Below are 15,708 nucleotides of genomic sequence, written 5' to 3'. Positions count from 1 at the left end.
TGCATCAGAACCGAAGCTCTAGATTTTTGTTTTGACGCGTTTTCTTAACGCGAACCGGGGTCACTTCGCTCGAAAGCGCTATCGGGGATCACCACGCGTAACGTACAACACCCTTGCCGGCGTAAGAATTGGTGACGTTGGAGAACTGGCCTTCGAAGATGGCCGCCGCCGACCAGCCGCTCAGCCATTTCATCTCGGCAGCCGCCGTGACCAGCGCCGAGTCATGCGCCTGCGCCGCGCCGTTGACGACGAAGGCCGCGCCCGGCAGCGTCTGGAACAAGGCCGTGACGTTGCGGTCGGTGTTGAAATCATGCGCCCAGGCGGCGCGGCCGCGCAGGGTCAGGATGCCATTCGGCACGGCAAAGGATTTGTCGGCGCGCACGCCGAGTTCGGTGCGCGAGGCCGTGACATCCTTGGCGGCATAGTTCAGCGCAAAGGTGCCGGCGCCCGCCAGCACTTGCTCGGCATAGGCCGGCAGGCTGTAGGTGGTGAACTGGCCAGCGGCATAGGGCGTGATGCCCATCCACGGCGTCAGATAACGGTAGCCGCCCTCGATGCGGCCGGAATACGCGTTGGCATTGAACTGGGCACGCAGGCGCTCGAAGCCGGCCACCGTGACCGTGCGCTCGGTCGTCACGTCCTGCCAGCCATAGGCCGCCGCGGCGGTGATGTAAGCCGCGCCGATGTTGTGGCGAATGAAGGCGCCGGCCTGGAACAGGTCCGAGCGCCCGGAGCCGAAACCACTGACGCTGAAATTGGTGCCGCCGCCGGCGAGCGCAAAACCCGCCAGCGTATCGCGCGAGAGGCGATAGTCGGCGCCAACAGCAAAACCGAATGCGCGGGCGGTCGCGTCGTTCGATCCCAGCGCGGCATTGCCTGAGGTGTTGCTGCCGCCGCCGAAGGCTGCGCCCCAGACGCTCCAGCGCTGATCGAACAGGTCGTTGCGTGCGACATCCGCTTTGGTCGGGAATTTGCCGAAGGCATCGCGCGCCGCGCGCGGCTTCTTCACGGCATAGCCGGGCGCGCTCTCTTCGGCGAACGGGATCGCGCCTGCATTGCCACCGAAGCCGTCATTGCGGCCCGCCACGAACGGGTCGGTCATGAGCGACAGGAACAGGTTCATCGCGTCGAAGGTGCCCTGCTGCGATCCGGTCGCCAGTTCGCCGGAGACCTGCGTCAGGCCGGCCGGCGAGAGCGACGCGAAGCCTGCAGGAATGCCGCCGGTGGCATTGAAGAAATTGGTCAGCGCATTGGCGACGTTCTGCTGGTTGACGTTGAGGCCGCCGCCGTAATTCAGCGCGAAATTCAGATAGACGTTGTTGGCGTCGTAGCTCAGCGTCGGATTCAGGTTGGACGAAACGCCAGTAACCACCGGGTTGAACGTGTCGGGCACGCTCCCCGCTGTCAGGATCGTGTACTGCTTCGCCACCGTGCCGCTCGGAACGACCACGACGGAAGCGCCGCCAAGGGTCGCCACGCCGGTGACGAGGGTCAGATCGCTGCCAGTGCCCGAGATCTCGACCATGTAGCTCGACGCCGCCGAGAATGTCAGGCTGCCGGCCACATTGAGGGTGCCGATCGAATTGCCCGGCGCGAGCACACCGCCATTGACGAAAACATTGTTGATCGTGCCGGTGCCGCCGAGCGTGCCGCCGGCATTGACGGTGACGAGGCCGCTGATGGTGCCGTTGACCGAGAGCGTGCCGCCAAGGACGTTCCAGTCCTGCGTGCCGGTGCCGGTGACGGTCCAGTTCGAGCTGTCGATCTTGTTGAAGGTCGTGAAACCGTCATATTGCCGGCCGGCACCGATCAGGCTGAGGTTGAAGGTATCCTTGCCGGTGCCGCCGAGCTGGAACGTGTCGATGCCGGTGCCGAGCACGAGGCCGTTGATGACGCTGCCCGGCCCCAGCGTCAGCACGTTGGCGATGCCGCAGCCGCCGCAGAACTCGATCGCCGCGGAACCGGCCGCGGCGTTGATCGTGCCTGAATTGAAAACGGTGCCGGTGCCGCTGACGAGGATGCCCGTCGCACCCGCGCCGACATTAATCGTGCCGGTGTTGATGATGGAATTGCTGCCGGCGAAACTGCTGCTGACGTCGATGCCGACGGCGACGCCGTTCCCGACCGTGATGGTGCCGCTGTTGGTGATGGTGTTGGAATCGCCGAACACGATGATGCCGACGGCATCGTCGCCGAGAAGGATGCGGCCGCTGTTGTTGATCGTCCCTGACGAGCCGTTATAGGCAACGCCGGCGCTTGCGATGCCGCCATTGATGGTGCCGAAATGGGTGATCAGGGCGCCGTCCCCCTGCGCGGAGATGCCGGCCGCGTTGTCGCCGGCGTTGATCACCCCATTGCTCGTGATCAGCGCATCGTCGCCGAACACGTCGATGGCGGCACCGAAAGCGGTCACGTTGATCGTGCCCGCATTGTTGACGATGGCGCGATCGCCCTGCATCAGGATGCCGTCGGCGTTGAGGCCGACGGTGATGGTTGCACCGGCAAGGTTGCTGACGGTGTTGTCGTCGTTGATGGCAACGATGGCGGCCACCAGTCCGGCCGCGTCGCCGATCGTGATTTGGCCTGCGTTCGTCACGGTGCTGTTGCCGGCGGCGAAGATGCCGACGCCATTGTCGCCGAGGGTAATGACGCCGGAGGCGGCGTTGACGATCGTGTTGTTCACGCCGGCGAAGATGCCGGTGCTCGATGGCCCGGCGGTGAGCGTGCCGCTGTTGGTGACCGTGTTGAAGTCGTTGACGCCGATGATCACGCCACCGCCGCCGTCGCTGACGATCGCCCCGGACAGCACGTTGACGGTGAGGTTATCGACGCCGGCGCCGGCCTGGAAGCCCGCCGGGGTGTTGCCGCCACAGGTGACGGTCTGGCCGCTCGACGCCGGATCGGGCGCGCATGCCGCGTTCGCGGGCGCCGACGACAGACACAGGCCAACGAAAAGCGCCGACACGCCGGCCGCCCGCGCAGCCAGATGCCGACAATTTCGGCTTCGCACCGACCGTAGCAATTGAAGATACAACGCCCGAACCCCATTATCCCCAGCGCTCTTGCGGCGCCGTCTTGAACTTAAGGTAGCACGGGTTCCACCGTAGAATTACGGTTGCAGCGACAATCCATTGATTTGGCCAGAAGAATGGACGTTTTCCGCCGCAACTGTGGCGCTCTCGCCACGTTTTTCATGACTGGATTGTCACACGGCGCGCGATATAAGCGGAGGCAATATCAGGCGTTCGGCGACGGCTCGCCCGAGACAGCCAGAAGCTGCGAGCGCCGGACCCGCTCGCGATGGGCGGTGTAGAGGCCGCTAGCGACGATGAAGGCGGCGCCGGTGATGGTGTAGGCGTCAGGGACTTCGCCGAACACCAGGAAACCGAGCACGCTGACCCACAGCAATTGCGTGTAGGAGAACGGCGCCAGCACGGACGCATCCGCATAGCGGAACGCCAGCACCACGATCCACTGCCCCGCGGTCGAGGCAACGCCGATCAGGATGCCGAAGGCGATGTCGTGCCAGGTCGGTGTCACCCAGACGAACGGGACCAGCGCGGAGAGAATGAGTAGGCCGGCGATCGACGAATAGGTCATGGTGGTGATGGCGCGCTCGGTGCCGCTCATCATCCGCGTCATGATCAGCGTGCAGGCCCAGGCCAGCGCCGAGACCAGCGGAAAGAATGCTGCGGGATGAAACGCGCCGGTGCCGGGGCGCAAGATGATGAGCACGCCGATCAGGCCCACTGCCGTGGCGATCCAGCGGCGCAGGCCCACCTTTTCGCCGAGAAAGATGATCGACAGCGCCGTGACGAACAGCGGCGCGACGAAACCGGTGGCGGAAGCTTCCGCTATGGGCAGGAACCGCAGGCCGGAAATGAAGAACAGCGACGAGCCCAGCAGTGCCGCACCGCGCATCAGATGCAGGCCGAGCCGGTTGGTTTGCAGCGCAAACAATGGCGAACCCGGCATCATCGCCGGCGTCATGATCATCGCGAACACCAGGAAGCGGATCCAGGCGATCTCGATCGAGGGCAGTGTCGCCGAGAGATACTTTGCCGTCACGTCGGAGGTGCCGAGAAAGATCGTCGAGGCCAGCACCAGCGCAATGCCCTTGAACGGGCGGTCGGCGCGCGCGGGCGCAGCTGGAGCGGCGGACTTCTTCTTCTCGGGCAAAGGTAACGGAGCGCTGTCCAGCCTCGCGGCTGCGGCGGGGGGCGGTGTCACGGCAATTCTCGAAGGCAGTAATGATCGACTCGGGCGAGGATTTAAAAAACACCAGATAGCCCGACGCGACTAGGTCCGAAAACAGGATGCGGATATGCGCTGAGGGGGCAATTGCAACACTTTGTTAAGGACGGTGTTCCGTCAGAGCATCGGCAAGCCGCGCGGCTTGGGTCCGCGCGGAAAGGCCTTGTCGAGTGCGGCGATCTCGGCGTCGCTCAGTTTCAGATCCCCGGCGGCGGCGTTCTCCGCCGCGTGTTCCGCGCTCGAGGCTTTGGGAATTGCAAGCACCGAAGCTGCCCGCGTGAGAAACGCCAGCGCTACCTGACGCGCGGTCGCCTTGTGCGCGTCGGCGATCGCCTGCAGCACCTCGCCGCCCTTGCTGCGTGCGGACGGAAAATCATCATGACCGAACGGCGAATAGGCGACGACGGCGACACCGTGTTGCTCGCACCACGGAATCACCGCGTGCTCGATGGCGCGCTCCTGCAGATGGTAGAGCACCTGGTTGCAGGCGATTTTGCCCTCGCCCGCGACATCGAGCAGTTCGTCGAGATCGTCCTCGTCGAAATTGCTGACACCCCAGGAGCGGATCTTTCCGCTTCTCACCAGTTCGTCGAACGCCGCCACCGTCTCCTCGAATGCATACGAGCCGCGCCAGTGCAGCAGGTAGCAATCGAGATGATCGGTCTTCAGCCGCTTCAGCGAACGCTCGCAGGCGGTAATGGTGCCGCGCCGCGAGGCGTTGCTCGGCAGCACCTTGGAGACCACAAACAGCTTTTCACGCGGCAGCCCCGCGATCGCGTCTGCGATCACGAGCTCCGCGTCGCCATACATCTCGGCGGTGTCGATATGCGTCATGCCTGTGTCGATGCCACGGCGCAGCGCCGCAACGGCCGCCTTGCGGTCGCCGCGGTCGAGATACCAGGTGCCCTGCCCGATCACGGATACGTCGGGGCCGCCTGTGCCGAATTTTTTCTGTTTCAAGATGACCTCAACTTCTGACGATGCCGACCACACGACGACGATGCAGCGCGAGCGAATTCTCGACCGGGAGAGCGCGCAGCCAATCGCGGAAACTCGATATCTCGGGACAGTCCGCCGTGCCGGCAGGCGCAATCAGCCAATCGCCGAGCCCGGATCCTTCCGTCACGCGGTCGCAGCGGTAGCCCGGATGGTGGCCGAGCCCGCGCGCTATCAGCACATCGACCTTGCCTTCGATCAACTCGTGCAGGCCGGCGGGCTGCAGCACCCGCAAGCCGATTTCCGCGTGGCTTGCGCGAAACGCCTCCAGTTCCAGACGGCGCAGATCGAAGCTGCCGTGCACGCCGAGCTGTAGCAGCACCGCGCCCACCGGCTTCAATTGCGCGGTCGCATCGGCGATCCGGCGAAAGCCGTCGGAAATTTCCGGCAGATAGGCCTGGCCGGCTGCGGTCAGGACGAGCTGCTTATGCAGCCGTTCGAACAGGCGGACGCCCAGGCGCGCTTCCAGCGCCTTCACCTGCTGCCCCACGGCGGCAGGCGTCACATGCAACTCATGCGCGGCCAGCTTGAAGCTGAGATGCCGCGCGGCGGCTTCGAACGCGCGGAGCGCATTGAGTGGGGGAAGGATGTAGGTCATCGCCGTCCAGTTTGTCACTGATAAGCGCTGGCCTTGCAATAGATTTTCTTGCGCACACCTGCAGCAACTATGCTTTGCCCCGCGGTGCCGCCGCCGGTTACGGTCGGCCTGCAATCCGGAGATCCCATGCCACGCCTAATCGATCATCTCGTCATTTGTGTCCACGAACTGGCGCAGGCTGCGCTGGATTGGCAAACGCTCGGTTTCAATCTCACGCCGACTGGCGTGCATCCGTTCGGAACGAGCAATCGCCTCGCGATGTTCGGGAACAATTTTCTGGAACTTCTGGCCGTCACCGATGATGCGGCGGTGCCGCCGGCCACGCCTGATAGATTCAGCTTCGCCGCCCATAACCGGGATTTTCTTGCCACCGCGGAAGGAATGTCGATGCTGGCTTTGCACAGCGCCGACGCCCATGCCGATGCGGCGCGCTTCAAGGCCCATAACATCGGCGCCTATGCGCCGTTTGATTTTGGCCGTGACACGGTGCTGCCGGGCGGAGACACGGCTCGCCTTGAGTTTTCACTGGCCTTCGCCACCGATCCCGCCATGCCCGCCATCGCCTTCTTCACCTGCCAGCAGCGTCACCCGCCGGAACTGTTCTGGAAGCCCGACTATCAGCGCCACCCCAACGGCGCCTTGCGCGTGATCGAGGTCGTGATGTCGGCGCCGGAGCCGGCGGAGCATCGCGGTTTCTTCGAGCGCTTCACGGAAAGCGCAGCCGAGCTTGCGCCCGGGCGATTGACGGTCGGCGAAAGCGGCGATCGGATCACCGTGCTCGGTCCGGCCGAAATGGCGCGCCGTCTGCCGGGCGTAGCCAGCAATACTTCGCCGCGCTTTTGCGCCGCGCGTTTGGCGGTCACCGATCTGGATGCGACCAGGCGGGTATTGAAAGACAATGGCGTCGCCTTCGAAGTTGCCGGCGCCGTGCTGCTCGTTCCGCCCGCGGCGTCACATGGTCTGGCGCTGGAATTCATCCAACAGGAGATAATCTGACATGGCTCACATCATCCGCCATAATCCCGCAGGCGTCCACGCGCCTTCCAGCGGCTACAGCATGGGGCTGGAACTTGGCCAGCATCGCCGGCTGCTGTTCGTCAGCGGCCAGGTGCCGGAAAAACCTGACGGCAGCGTGCCCGAAGGTTTCGAAGCGCAATGCGAGCAAGCCTGGCGCAACGTCATCGAGGTGCTCGCCGCCGCCGGCCTCGGCGTCGAGCATCTGGTCAAGGTCAATACGTTCCTGACCGACCGAAGCCAGGTCGTGGCCAACCGCGCCATTCGCCGCAAGATGCTGGAGGGAAACGAACCCGCGTCCACCGTGATGATCGCTGAAACCGTCGACGGAAAATGGTTGCTGGAGATCGAGGCGATCGCCGCGGAATGAAACGCGGACCGGGCTTCAGGGGCTGATCAGGCGAGGATATCCTATGGCTGAAATTCATTCCTTTTACGAGGCGCATCGCGGCGCAATGGAAGCCGCGATGCTCCAACGCCTAGACATTGCCGAAGCGATGCTGCGCGACCGAGCGCAACTCTCTGACGTGGACAGGATCAGGCGGGAGGTAATGGACGAGTACGAGATTGTGCTCACCCAGATGCCTTATGTCGGAGGCGCCGCCAGCCGCATGAGCGATTTCTTCATGCGTTTGATGGGCTTTATGGCCATCGGCCGCGTGCTCAGGCGACACCGCGTGGCGCTGCCAGTAATCGGCGACATCGAGCGAGAGAGCTACAAGGCGCAGCTACTAACCGTGCCCGAAGCCGAACGGCTCGCTTCGGGCCGTCAGTTCATGTCTCGAGAGAACCAAGCCTTGCTGCGCGAGCAGGCGGTAAAAAGTCACGCGGAAGAATATCCGGAGGATTTCGTCTACGATTTCGTCGAGTCCGGCCCCGGCGACAGCTTTGACTTCGGCATCGACTACAAGGCCTGCGGCTTTTGCAAGTTCGCTGCTCGCCACGGTGATAAAGAAATCCTGCCGCACATTTGCGGGCTAGATTTCGAGGCCTATGCAACACGTGGCATTCGCTTGGAACGGACACAAACGCTGGCTGGCGGTGCGAGCCGCTGCAATTTTCGGTTCTCGCGGGTCGAACAGGAGTAGGACACGCCGGGTGGTCTGCTGTGGGCCATTCGCGTCGGCTTAGCCGGACCACGGCGACTTCCGGTCTACCCCGGTGAACGCACATTCTCAGGATAGGCGGGCATGTGCCGGGTGCATGGGATGTCCTTCCTTTAATGAAACGACACAAAAGCATTCAATCCATGCTGAGGCATGTTCGTGGGCAATTTGGTCGCACAGCAAGGTTTACGTCGTCACGTGCAACACGCGCGTCGGCGTCCCTGAAATCTTCGCTCGTCATCCCAAAAAGACTTTTGCAAATAAATTAAGGCAAACGTCACCCAGCGGCTTAGGACTCACCGCGAGTCGAACTCGTGGAAGAAGCCCCTCCTGCGGAAGTGATGCACAACGGAAATCCCCTAATACAAAGCCAAAGCGCTAGATTGACACAGATCAAGGCGCGAGCTGTAATCTGGACCTTAAGTATGCTGTGCAGACCTATTTGCTGGCGCTGCCTGTCGTGAGTGGAGTTGGCAACCATGCAGGTGCTCTTCATGACGGCTACCAAACAATACCAGGGCTCGTCGATCCGGATACGGACGCGCACTGACTTGTGGATTGCGGTAATCGCGCTCGTGGTCTCGCGGCCGGCCACGGCTGCCGATCTTGCCCCTGTCAATCCACCGCGCGCGGCGAGCGTTTGGGCGACGACGACGATTGGCATTGAAGCCAGTCCGGAATTCTATGCACTTTCGGACAGCTCTCACGCCGCCGGAAGTTATGCCGACACCGAGGTAAAACTCGGCGTCACCCATGCCTTCGCAAACAATTGGTTTGTAGGCGGTTTGTTTCAGGTGACGGTCAAGAACGACAATACTTACCAAAATTATGTTGAGGGCTCGGTCGGATACAGATTCAATTTTGACAAATTCACCTTGAAGCCGTCTGTCGCAATCGGCAATACCGGAGGTGCAACGGAGCTCGGAACGAGCAGCACCGCCAATGCGTATTATTATGCTTTGTATCTAGCCGGCGACCTGAAGCTCAATTCGCAATGGACGTGGAACATGTTTGAGGTGCGCTACCGTGACGCGTTCGACTACACGTGGATCACTCCCAAGGTCGCAACCGGCCTGACTTATGAATGGAGCGCAGGTAACTTCGTCTATGGCAATGTGGGTTACGCTTGGAAAAATACGGGTAGTGGATTACTTGGCGACAAGATCAACGTCGCAGTCGGCTTCAGGCATGGGTTCTGATTGTCATCAAAGCATGTCGAGCCGTTGTCAGGCTAGGCCCCATGTCCGAGTTGGGTCATTCGCGTCGGTTTTGGCATGCCTGTCGATGTCCGGTTAGCGGGCATCTTCCGACGTGGCTGAGCCCCGAAGATTGCGCGGGGCGAGGGAGACGGGACGCGTCATTGCAAGCGCAGCGCAGCAACCCTCCTCTCCGCCTGGGGAAGCATGGATTGCTTCCGCCTTCGCTCTTTGAGCTTCGGCGGACAAGTCGTCGCGGAGCCTGTCATCGGGCGCGCGTTCGCGCGACCCGGTGGCGCCCTTGCGCAAACGCTTCGCGTTTGTCGCAGGCAATGACGGCGGATAATTCTAATTCGCCGTCGCCAGCTTCCGCTGCGCGGGATCGCCCGGCCCCGCCTGCGCAATCAACCGCTTCAGCTCCGGAATGCAGGAGCCGCAATTGGTGCCTGCTTTCAGCCTGGCACCGATATCCGCCGCCGAACGCGCGCCGGCCGCGATGCTATCGCAGATGGTATTGCGGCCGACGCCGAAGCAGGCGCAGACGATCGGGCCGGCATTCGCAAGGCCATCCATCGATTTGCCCGACAGCAGCATGCGGCGCTGATCGGTGCCGAGCGTATCTGCGGCAAACAGCCCTTTCACGACGTTCCAGTCGCCGGCGTCCCGCGCGGGCCCGATGAACAGGCAGGTCTCGATGCGGTCGCCGCTAAAGCACGCCGCGCGATAGACGCCGCCGCCGAAATCCTTGTATTCGGCGAGATCGTCCGTCGTGAATGATTTCAGCCAGGATTGCCAGCCCGCCAGATCGGCATTGTCGGCAAACAGGTAGCCGTGACCGCCACTGACGGCGACGCGGGCGCTCCAGGCGTGCTCAGGCAAAGCCAGCGGCTTGCGCGACAGCGCGAAGCCGCGAAAGACATATTCGTAAGGCGTAATCGATGCCGGCGTCGCCTTGTTCTCGGGCTGGCCGGAGAACGGATCGGTGATGGGCGCCACCAGCGAACCGACACGCGCGCCGGTCGCGTTGGCCTCGCTCCAGTGGATCGGCGCGAACAGCATGCCGCGCTGCTGGCGTTCACTGACGATGACGCGAAGCGTGCACTGGCCGTAGTCGGTGGTAACACGCGCGAAGTCGCCGTCGGCGAGCCCGTGCCTGGCGGCATCGTCAGGATGAACTTCGACGAAGGGCTCCGGCAAATGCTGGCCGAGCCGCGGGCTTTCGCCGGTCCGGGTCATCGTGTGCCACTGGTCACGGATGCGGCCGGTGTTCAGCCGCAGCGGCCGTGCCGCCGTGGTCTCGGTCCGCAACGCGGGAATTTCCGGCGCGACAAAGCGGGCCTTGAAATCGTTGGTGAAGAATCCGCCCTCGGCGAAGAAGCGCGCCTGCGGCTCGTTGCCTTGCCGAACCGGCCATTGCACCGGCACCATGGCGTCGAAATCGCTATCCGACAGCGATTGCAGTGCACCGATGTCGAAGTCGCGCGCGCCCTCGTTCTCGAAAGCCGAGAGCGCGGCGTGCTCGCGAAAGATATCGGCCGCTGAATGGAAGTCGAAGCCGGCGCCGAAGCCGAGGCGTCTGGCCACTTCGCCCATGATCCACCAATCGGGCCGTGCCTCGCCGGGCGAACCGAGGAACGCCCGCTGCCGCGAGATGCAACGTTCCGAATTGGTCACGGTGCCGGATTTCTCGCCCCAGGCCTGCGCCGGCAGCAGCACATGCACGCCTACGTCGACCGTGTCGTTGGAGATGACGTTTTCGGAAACCACGAACAGCTCGAGCTTCTTCAGCGCCTCGCGAACACCGTCGGCGTTCGGCAACGACACCGCCGGATTGGTACCCATCACCCACAGCGCCTTGATCTCGCCGCGCGCGATGGCCTCGAACATCTGGACCGCCTTCAGCCCCTCATGGGTGGCGATGCGCGGCGCCTTCCAGAACCGGCGCACGCGATCGATATCCGGCGGCGTAAATCCCATATGGGCGGCGAGCTGGTTGGCTAACCCACCGACCTCGCGGCCGCCCATCGCATTGGGCTGCCCGGTGAGCGAGAACGGTGACGCGCCCGGCTTGCCGATCCGCCCGGTCGCGAGATGGCAGTTGACGATGGCGTTGACCTTGTCGGTGCCCTGCGCCGACTGGTTGACGCCCTGCGAATACATCGTGACGACACGCTCGGTGCTCGCAAACATCTGGAAGAATGCCGCGACGTCCTGCTCGGAGAGGCCGGTCGCCAGCGCGGTGGCACTGACGCTGCCGGCCATGCTGCGCGCGCGGGCGATCGCGTCGTCGAAGCCAAAAGTGTAGCGCTCGATGTAATCCCGATCGAGCGCACCGTTGTCGGCGAGGTAAACGAGCAACCCGCTGAACAGCGCGGTATCGGTGCCCGGCTTCAACCCCAGGAACAAATCGTCATCGCCGACGGTATCGGTCCGGCGCGGATCGATCACGATCATCCGCGCGCCGCGCTGCTGCTTGTTGACGAGCATGCGCTGGTACAGCACCGGATGACACCAAGCCGCGTTCGAGCCGACCAGCACCAAGAGGTCCGCCTCGTCGAGATCTTCATAGCAGCCCGGCACCGTGTCGGCGCCAAAGGCGCGGCGGTGGCCGGCAACGGATGAGGCCATGCAGAGCCGCGAATTGGTGTCGACATTGGCGCTGCCGATGAAGCCCTTCATCAGCTTGTTGGCGACGTAGTAGTCCTCGGTCAGCAACTGACCGGAGAGATAGAACGCAACCGCACCGGGGCCGTCGCGCGCGATGATGTGCTGGAATCTGTGGGCGACATGGTCGAGCGCGTCGCTCCAGGCCACCCGCTCCATGATCCCCTTGCCGCAGCGGATCATCGGATAGAGCAGCCGGTTGGTCAGGCCGAGCGTCTCGCCGAGCGCGGATCCCTTCGAGCACAGCCGGCCGAAATTGGCGGGATGCGCGGGATCGCCCGATATCGCCGCCCCGCCCCGCCCGTCCGGCGTCGCCAGAATACCGCAGCCGACGCCGCAATAGGCGCAGGTGGTGCTGATGGTGCGTAGATCGGGATCGATGGCGGTCATGGCGGCAACCGGATTATGCAGCTTCCGAACGGATCGCGAGCGAGCGGCCGAACATCATGTCAGCGCGAATTCTTTGCGTCGGCTGCCGCGTGCGGATCAGTTCGAGATACCAGAGCGCGTCGCCGACATCGCCGATCAGGACCGCACCGGTCAATCGCCCGCCTGATATCACCAGCTTCTTGTACGTGCCGTGATTGATATCGGAGAGCACGATGCTCTCGCTGCCGTCGCCGCCGATGAAATCGCCGGCGGAGAACACGCTGACCCCGGAGACTTTCAAATTGGTCGCAACGATGCTGCCGGCATAGGAAGCCTCGCGCCCGGCGAGATGCCGCGCCAGCACCCTCGCCTGCTCATAGGCCGGCTCGACCAGCCCGTAGCAGATGCCGCGATGCTCGGCGCATTCGCCGATCGCAAATACATCGGGTGCGCCGGTCTGCAGATGGTCGTCGACCACGATGCCGCGGTTGACTGATATCCCCGCTTCCTTTGCCAGGGCGATATTCGGCCGGATGCCGGCCGCGAAGATCACGGCGTCAGCCGGAATCAGGCGGCCATCCACCAGTTCGACACCTTCGACGCGCGTCACGCCATGGATCCGCGCGGTGTTGGCGTTGAGGAGGACTTCGATCCCCTTGCGCTCGACGAGGGATTTCAGAAGTTCGGCCGCGGGCGCATCGAGCTGGCGCTCCATCAGGCGGTCCATCAGATGCACCAGCGTCACCGGCGCGCCGGCCTTGGCAAGCCCATAAGCCGCTTCGAGGCCCAGCAACCCGCCGCCGACCACCACCACGCGCTTCTTCTGCGCAGCCAGCGTCAGCAACAAATCGACGTCGCGGCTGTCGCGGAACGTATGCACGCCGGCAAGGTCGGCGCCCGGCACGTTGAGCCGCAGCGGCGACGAGCCCGTGGTCAGCACCAGTTTCGAAAACGGAACGCTCTCGTCATTCTCGATCTTGAGTTCGCGGCGGCCGACATCGACCCCGGTGGCCGTGCAGCCATATTTCAGGGTGACGCCGCGGTCGCGCCACCAGGAGGCCGGCCGCAGCTCGATGTCCTGCGAGGTGGTCTCGCCGGCCAGCACCGACGACAACAGCACGCGATTATAGGCGAGCCGTGGCTCGTCGCCGATCACCGCTATGGCGTAGCGGCCAAGGGCTACCTTGGCCAATTCGTCGACAAGGCGGGCAGCGGCCATGCCGTTGCCGACGATGACAAGCGGTTCGCTCATGGTGCATCCTCATTCGGCGGCTTGGGCACCGCCGTAGGCTTCGGAGATCATGTAACCGGACAGCGTGCCGTAGGCCGCGGTCCAGGCGTCGGCGACTTCGGACGTCCAGGCTTCGCCGAGCCCTTTTTCCAGCGTCCACAACAGCGCGCCGCCAACGACGGAATAGTGCTCCGGCTTGGCGCCATAGCTGACGTGACGCTTTGCCAATGCGCTCGCGGCCGGCAACACGGATTCAAGATTGCTCAACCCGTTCACCACCACCGCCAGCGTCGCCATCAGCTTCTTGCGCTGCTCTTTCATGTCGGTGGGAAACATCGCCTTCACCGTTGGCGCGACTTCGAACAGACGATCGTAGAATATGACGGCCGCCTGCTCCGAAATCGGAGCGACTTTGGCGAAGCTCTCCTGAACCAGGTTGATTTGTGTTGGATTCACCGAAACTCTCCTCGCGTGTTAAGGGCAATCCAGTTGGTCGTGCGGCGAGAACATTAGTTCACCGCCAACACGCGAATAACGCAGCTACGCCGCTTCGACGAAGCGATGCCGCTCGTAGAGGAATTCGAGCACGCGCTGCCGGCACTTGAGGTAGCCGGGGTTGGTCGCGAGCTCGAGCCGCTTGCGCGGACGCGCCAGCGGCACTTCCAGCACTTCGCCGATCCGTGCGCTCGGACCGTTGGTCATCATCACGATGCGGTCCGACAGCAGCACGGCCTCGTCGACGTCATGGGTGATCATCAGGATGGTGTTGCCGAGCTTCTGGTGCAGCGCCATCACCGAATCCTGCAGATGCGCGCGGGTCAGCGCGTCGAGCGCGCCAAAGGGCTCGTCGAGCAAAAGCACCTTCGGCTCCATCGCGAGCGCGCGGGCGATGCCGACGCGCTGCTTCATGCCGCCGGACACTTCGGACGGACGCTTGTCCTTGGCGTGGGCCATCTGCACCAGATTGAGATTGTGCATCACCCAGGCGTCGCGCTCGGCGCGGGTCTTGGTCGAGGCAAACACCTTGTCGACGCCGAGCCGGACGTTCTCATAGACCGTCAGCCATGGCAGCAGGCTGTGGTTCTGGAACACCACCGCGCGGTCCGGCCCCGGCGAATTGACCTCGCGGTTCTCCAGCAGCACGCAGCCCTGGGTGGTGTCGGTGAGGCCGGCGACGATGTTGAGCAGCGTGGACTTGCCGCAGCCGGAATGGCCGATGATCGAGACGTATTCGCCCTTCTCGATCGTCAGGTTGATGTCCTTCAGCACCTCGGTGGTGGCGTTGCCGCGGGTGAAGGTCTTGTCGATGTGGTCGAGCTTCAGATAGGCCTGCATGATATGTTTCCTTCAGCTCAGTGCGGTGCCGCGGGTCACGATCTTCGCCATTCCCGCAATCAGGCGGTCGAGCACGAAGCCGATGATGCCGACATAGAACAGCGCCAGGATGATCTCGCTGATATGCGAGGAGTTCCAGGCGTCCCAGATGAAGAAGCCGATGCCGACGCCGCCGATCAGCATTTCAGCCGCGACGATGGCAAGCCAGGACAGGCCGATGCCGATGCGAAGACCCGTGAAGATGTAGGGCGCCGCCGCCGGGATCATGATCTTGGAGAAGAACTCCAGCGGGTTGAGCTGCACCACCGCTGCGACGTTGCGATAATCCTGCGGGATGTTGCGGATGCCGACCGCGGTGTTGATGATGATCGGCCACACCGAGGTGATGAAGATGACGAAGATCGCCGAGGGCTGGCCGTCACGGAACGCGGCGAGCGACAGCGGCAGCCATGCCAGCGGCGGGATGGTACGCAGCACCTGGAACAGCGGATCGAGCCCGCGCATCGCCCACACCGACTGGCCGACCAGCGTGCCGAGCGCGATACCGACGATGGCGGCAATCGAGTAACCATACGCGACGCGCTGAAGCGAGGCGGACAGGTGCCAGAACAGGCCCTTGTCAATGCCGCCATTATCGAAGAACGGATCGAGGATCAGTTCCTTGGTGTCCTTGAAGACTTTCGATGGCGGCGGGAGCGTCGAGCCGGTGCGGCGGCAGACCAGCTCCCAGAACAGCATCAACAGCGCAATCACGACCAGCGGCGGCACGACGCGCACCGCGGCCTCTTTCGCCATCTTGATGTACTTCTCGGCACGGGGCGCCTGCTTCGGCGTCATCGTAACCACTGGCGCCGCCGTGTTCGGCGAGGTGCTCGAGGTAGTCGGAATGGCCACCGCGGCGGCTTCGGCTTTGATCGCGGGCATCGACATTGAAATTGTATCTCC

At 63.4% G+C, this 15,708-nt stretch carries 13 protein-coding genes; 4 read left to right on the top strand and 9 right to left on the bottom strand.

Annotation, left to right across the window (positions count from 1 at the left end):
* Positions 1-88 precede the first annotated feature (88 nt).
* The 4 genes from V1294_RS14790 to V1294_RS14775 all read right to left on the bottom strand — a co-directional run bounded on the left by V1294_RS14790 (position 89) and on the right by V1294_RS14775 (position 5,848).
* The gene (locus tag V1294_RS14790) at positions 89-2,965 is read right to left on the bottom strand and encodes an autotransporter outer membrane beta-barrel domain-containing protein (protein ID WP_334498074.1); all 2,877 of its coding nucleotides are present in this window, start codon (positions 2,963-2,965) and stop codon (positions 89-91) included.
* Between the two features lie 272 nt (positions 2,966-3,237).
* On the bottom strand, positions 3,238-4,179 hold the full coding sequence (locus V1294_RS14785; protein ID WP_417021273.1) for a DMT family transporter: 942 nt from the start codon (positions 4,177-4,179) through the stop codon (positions 3,238-3,240).
* Positions 4,180-4,371: 192 nt separating this feature from the next.
* Positions 4,372-5,214: an aldo/keto reductase gene (locus V1294_RS14780; protein WP_334498072.1), complete on the bottom strand. Its 843-nt coding sequence runs from the start codon at positions 5,212-5,214 to the stop codon at positions 4,372-4,374.
* A 7-nt stretch (positions 5,215-5,221) separates the two neighbouring features.
* Positions 5,222-5,848 (bottom strand): LysR family transcriptional regulator, encoded by a 627-nt coding sequence (locus V1294_RS14775; RefSeq protein WP_334504644.1) that lies wholly within the window; start codon positions 5,846-5,848, stop codon positions 5,222-5,224.
* Positions 5,849-5,974: 126 nt separating this feature from the next.
* On the opposite strand from V1294_RS14775, the gene V1294_RS14770 reads away from it, so the two are divergent.
* The 4 genes from V1294_RS14770 to V1294_RS14755 all read left to right on the top strand — a co-directional run bounded on the left by V1294_RS14770 (position 5,975) and on the right by V1294_RS14755 (position 9,167).
* Positions 5,975-6,844 (top strand): VOC family protein, encoded by an 870-nt coding sequence (locus V1294_RS14770; protein WP_334498069.1) that lies wholly within the window; start codon positions 5,975-5,977, stop codon positions 6,842-6,844.
* Between the two features lies 1 nt (position 6,845).
* Positions 6,846-7,232, top strand: a complete 387-nt coding sequence (locus V1294_RS14765; protein ID WP_334498067.1) for a RidA family protein — start codon at positions 6,846-6,848, stop codon at positions 7,230-7,232.
* A gap of 43 nt (positions 7,233-7,275) precedes the next feature.
* The gene (locus V1294_RS14760; protein WP_334498065.1) at positions 7,276-7,950 is read left to right on the top strand and encodes an L-2-amino-thiazoline-4-carboxylic acid hydrolase; all 675 of its coding nucleotides are present in this window, start codon (positions 7,276-7,278) and stop codon (positions 7,948-7,950) included.
* A 497-nt stretch (positions 7,951-8,447) separates the two neighbouring features.
* Positions 8,448-9,167 (top strand): hypothetical protein, encoded by a 720-nt coding sequence (locus tag V1294_RS14755; RefSeq protein WP_334498063.1) that lies wholly within the window; start codon positions 8,448-8,450, stop codon positions 9,165-9,167.
* 345 nt (positions 9,168-9,512) lie between these two features.
* On the opposite strand, the gene V1294_RS14750 is transcribed toward V1294_RS14755, so the two are convergent.
* The 5 genes from V1294_RS14750 to ntrB all read right to left on the bottom strand — a co-directional run bounded on the left by V1294_RS14750 (position 9,513) and on the right by ntrB (position 15,693).
* Positions 9,513-12,218, bottom strand: coding sequence for a nitrate reductase (locus V1294_RS14750; protein ID WP_334498060.1), 2,706 nt, complete (start codon positions 12,216-12,218; stop codon positions 9,513-9,515).
* A 13-nt stretch (positions 12,219-12,231) separates the two neighbouring features.
* Complete coding sequence (locus tag V1294_RS14745) at positions 12,232-13,449, bottom strand: NAD(P)/FAD-dependent oxidoreductase (RefSeq protein WP_334498058.1); 1,218 nt, start codon at positions 13,447-13,449, stop codon at positions 12,232-12,234.
* Positions 13,450-13,458: 9 nt separating this feature from the next.
* On the bottom strand, positions 13,459-13,884 hold the full coding sequence (locus V1294_RS14740; RefSeq protein WP_334498056.1) for a globin family protein: 426 nt from the start codon (positions 13,882-13,884) through the stop codon (positions 13,459-13,461).
* Between the two features lie 84 nt (positions 13,885-13,968).
* On the bottom strand, positions 13,969-14,763 hold the full coding sequence (locus V1294_RS14735; protein WP_108514505.1) for an ABC transporter ATP-binding protein: 795 nt from the start codon (positions 14,761-14,763) through the stop codon (positions 13,969-13,971).
* A gap of 12 nt (positions 14,764-14,775) precedes the next feature.
* Positions 14,776-15,693: a nitrate ABC transporter permease gene (gene ntrB / locus V1294_RS14730; protein ID WP_190241787.1), complete on the bottom strand. Its 918-nt coding sequence runs from the start codon at positions 15,691-15,693 to the stop codon at positions 14,776-14,778.
* Positions 15,694-15,708 lie beyond the last annotated feature (15 nt).

Source organism: Bradyrhizobium sp. AZCC 1678, assembly GCF_036924765.1.
Taxonomy (GTDB): domain Bacteria; phylum Pseudomonadota; class Alphaproteobacteria; order Rhizobiales; family Xanthobacteraceae; genus Bradyrhizobium; species Bradyrhizobium algeriense.
The sequence above is the reverse complement of the archived record's forward strand: the minus strand, read 5'-3'. Positions and strand labels throughout refer to the sequence as shown.

What these genes read in the sequence shown, in the direction of transcription:
- V1294_RS14735 (WP_108514505.1), bottom strand. Translation starts at nt 14,763, where the DNA reads ATGCAGGCCTATCTGAAGCTCGACCACATCGACAAGACCTTCACCCGC.
- V1294_RS14750 (WP_334498060.1), bottom strand. Translation starts at nt 12,218, where the DNA reads ATGACCGCCATCGATCCCGATCTACGCACCATCAGCACCACCTGCGCC.
- V1294_RS14770 (WP_334498069.1), top strand. Translation starts at nt 5,975, where the DNA reads ATGCCACGCCTAATCGATCATCTCGTCATTTGTGTCCACGAACTGGCG.
- V1294_RS14745 (WP_334498058.1), bottom strand. Translation starts at nt 13,449, where the DNA reads ATGAGCGAACCGCTTGTCATCGTCGGCAACGGCATGGCCGCTGCCCGC.
- ntrB (WP_190241787.1), bottom strand. Translation starts at nt 15,693, where the DNA reads ATGTCGATGCCCGCGATCAAAGCCGAAGCCGCCGCGGTGGCCATTCCG.
- V1294_RS14755 (WP_334498063.1), top strand. Translation starts at nt 8,448, where the DNA reads ATGCAGGTGCTCTTCATGACGGCTACCAAACAATACCAGGGCTCGTCG.
- V1294_RS14765 (WP_334498067.1), top strand. Translation starts at nt 6,846, where the DNA reads ATGGCTCACATCATCCGCCATAATCCCGCAGGCGTCCACGCGCCTTCC.
- V1294_RS14775 (WP_334504644.1), bottom strand. Translation starts at nt 5,848, where the DNA reads ATGACCTACATCCTTCCCCCACTCAATGCGCTCCGCGCGTTCGAAGCC.
- V1294_RS14760 (WP_334498065.1), top strand. Translation starts at nt 7,276, where the DNA reads ATGGCTGAAATTCATTCCTTTTACGAGGCGCATCGCGGCGCAATGGAA.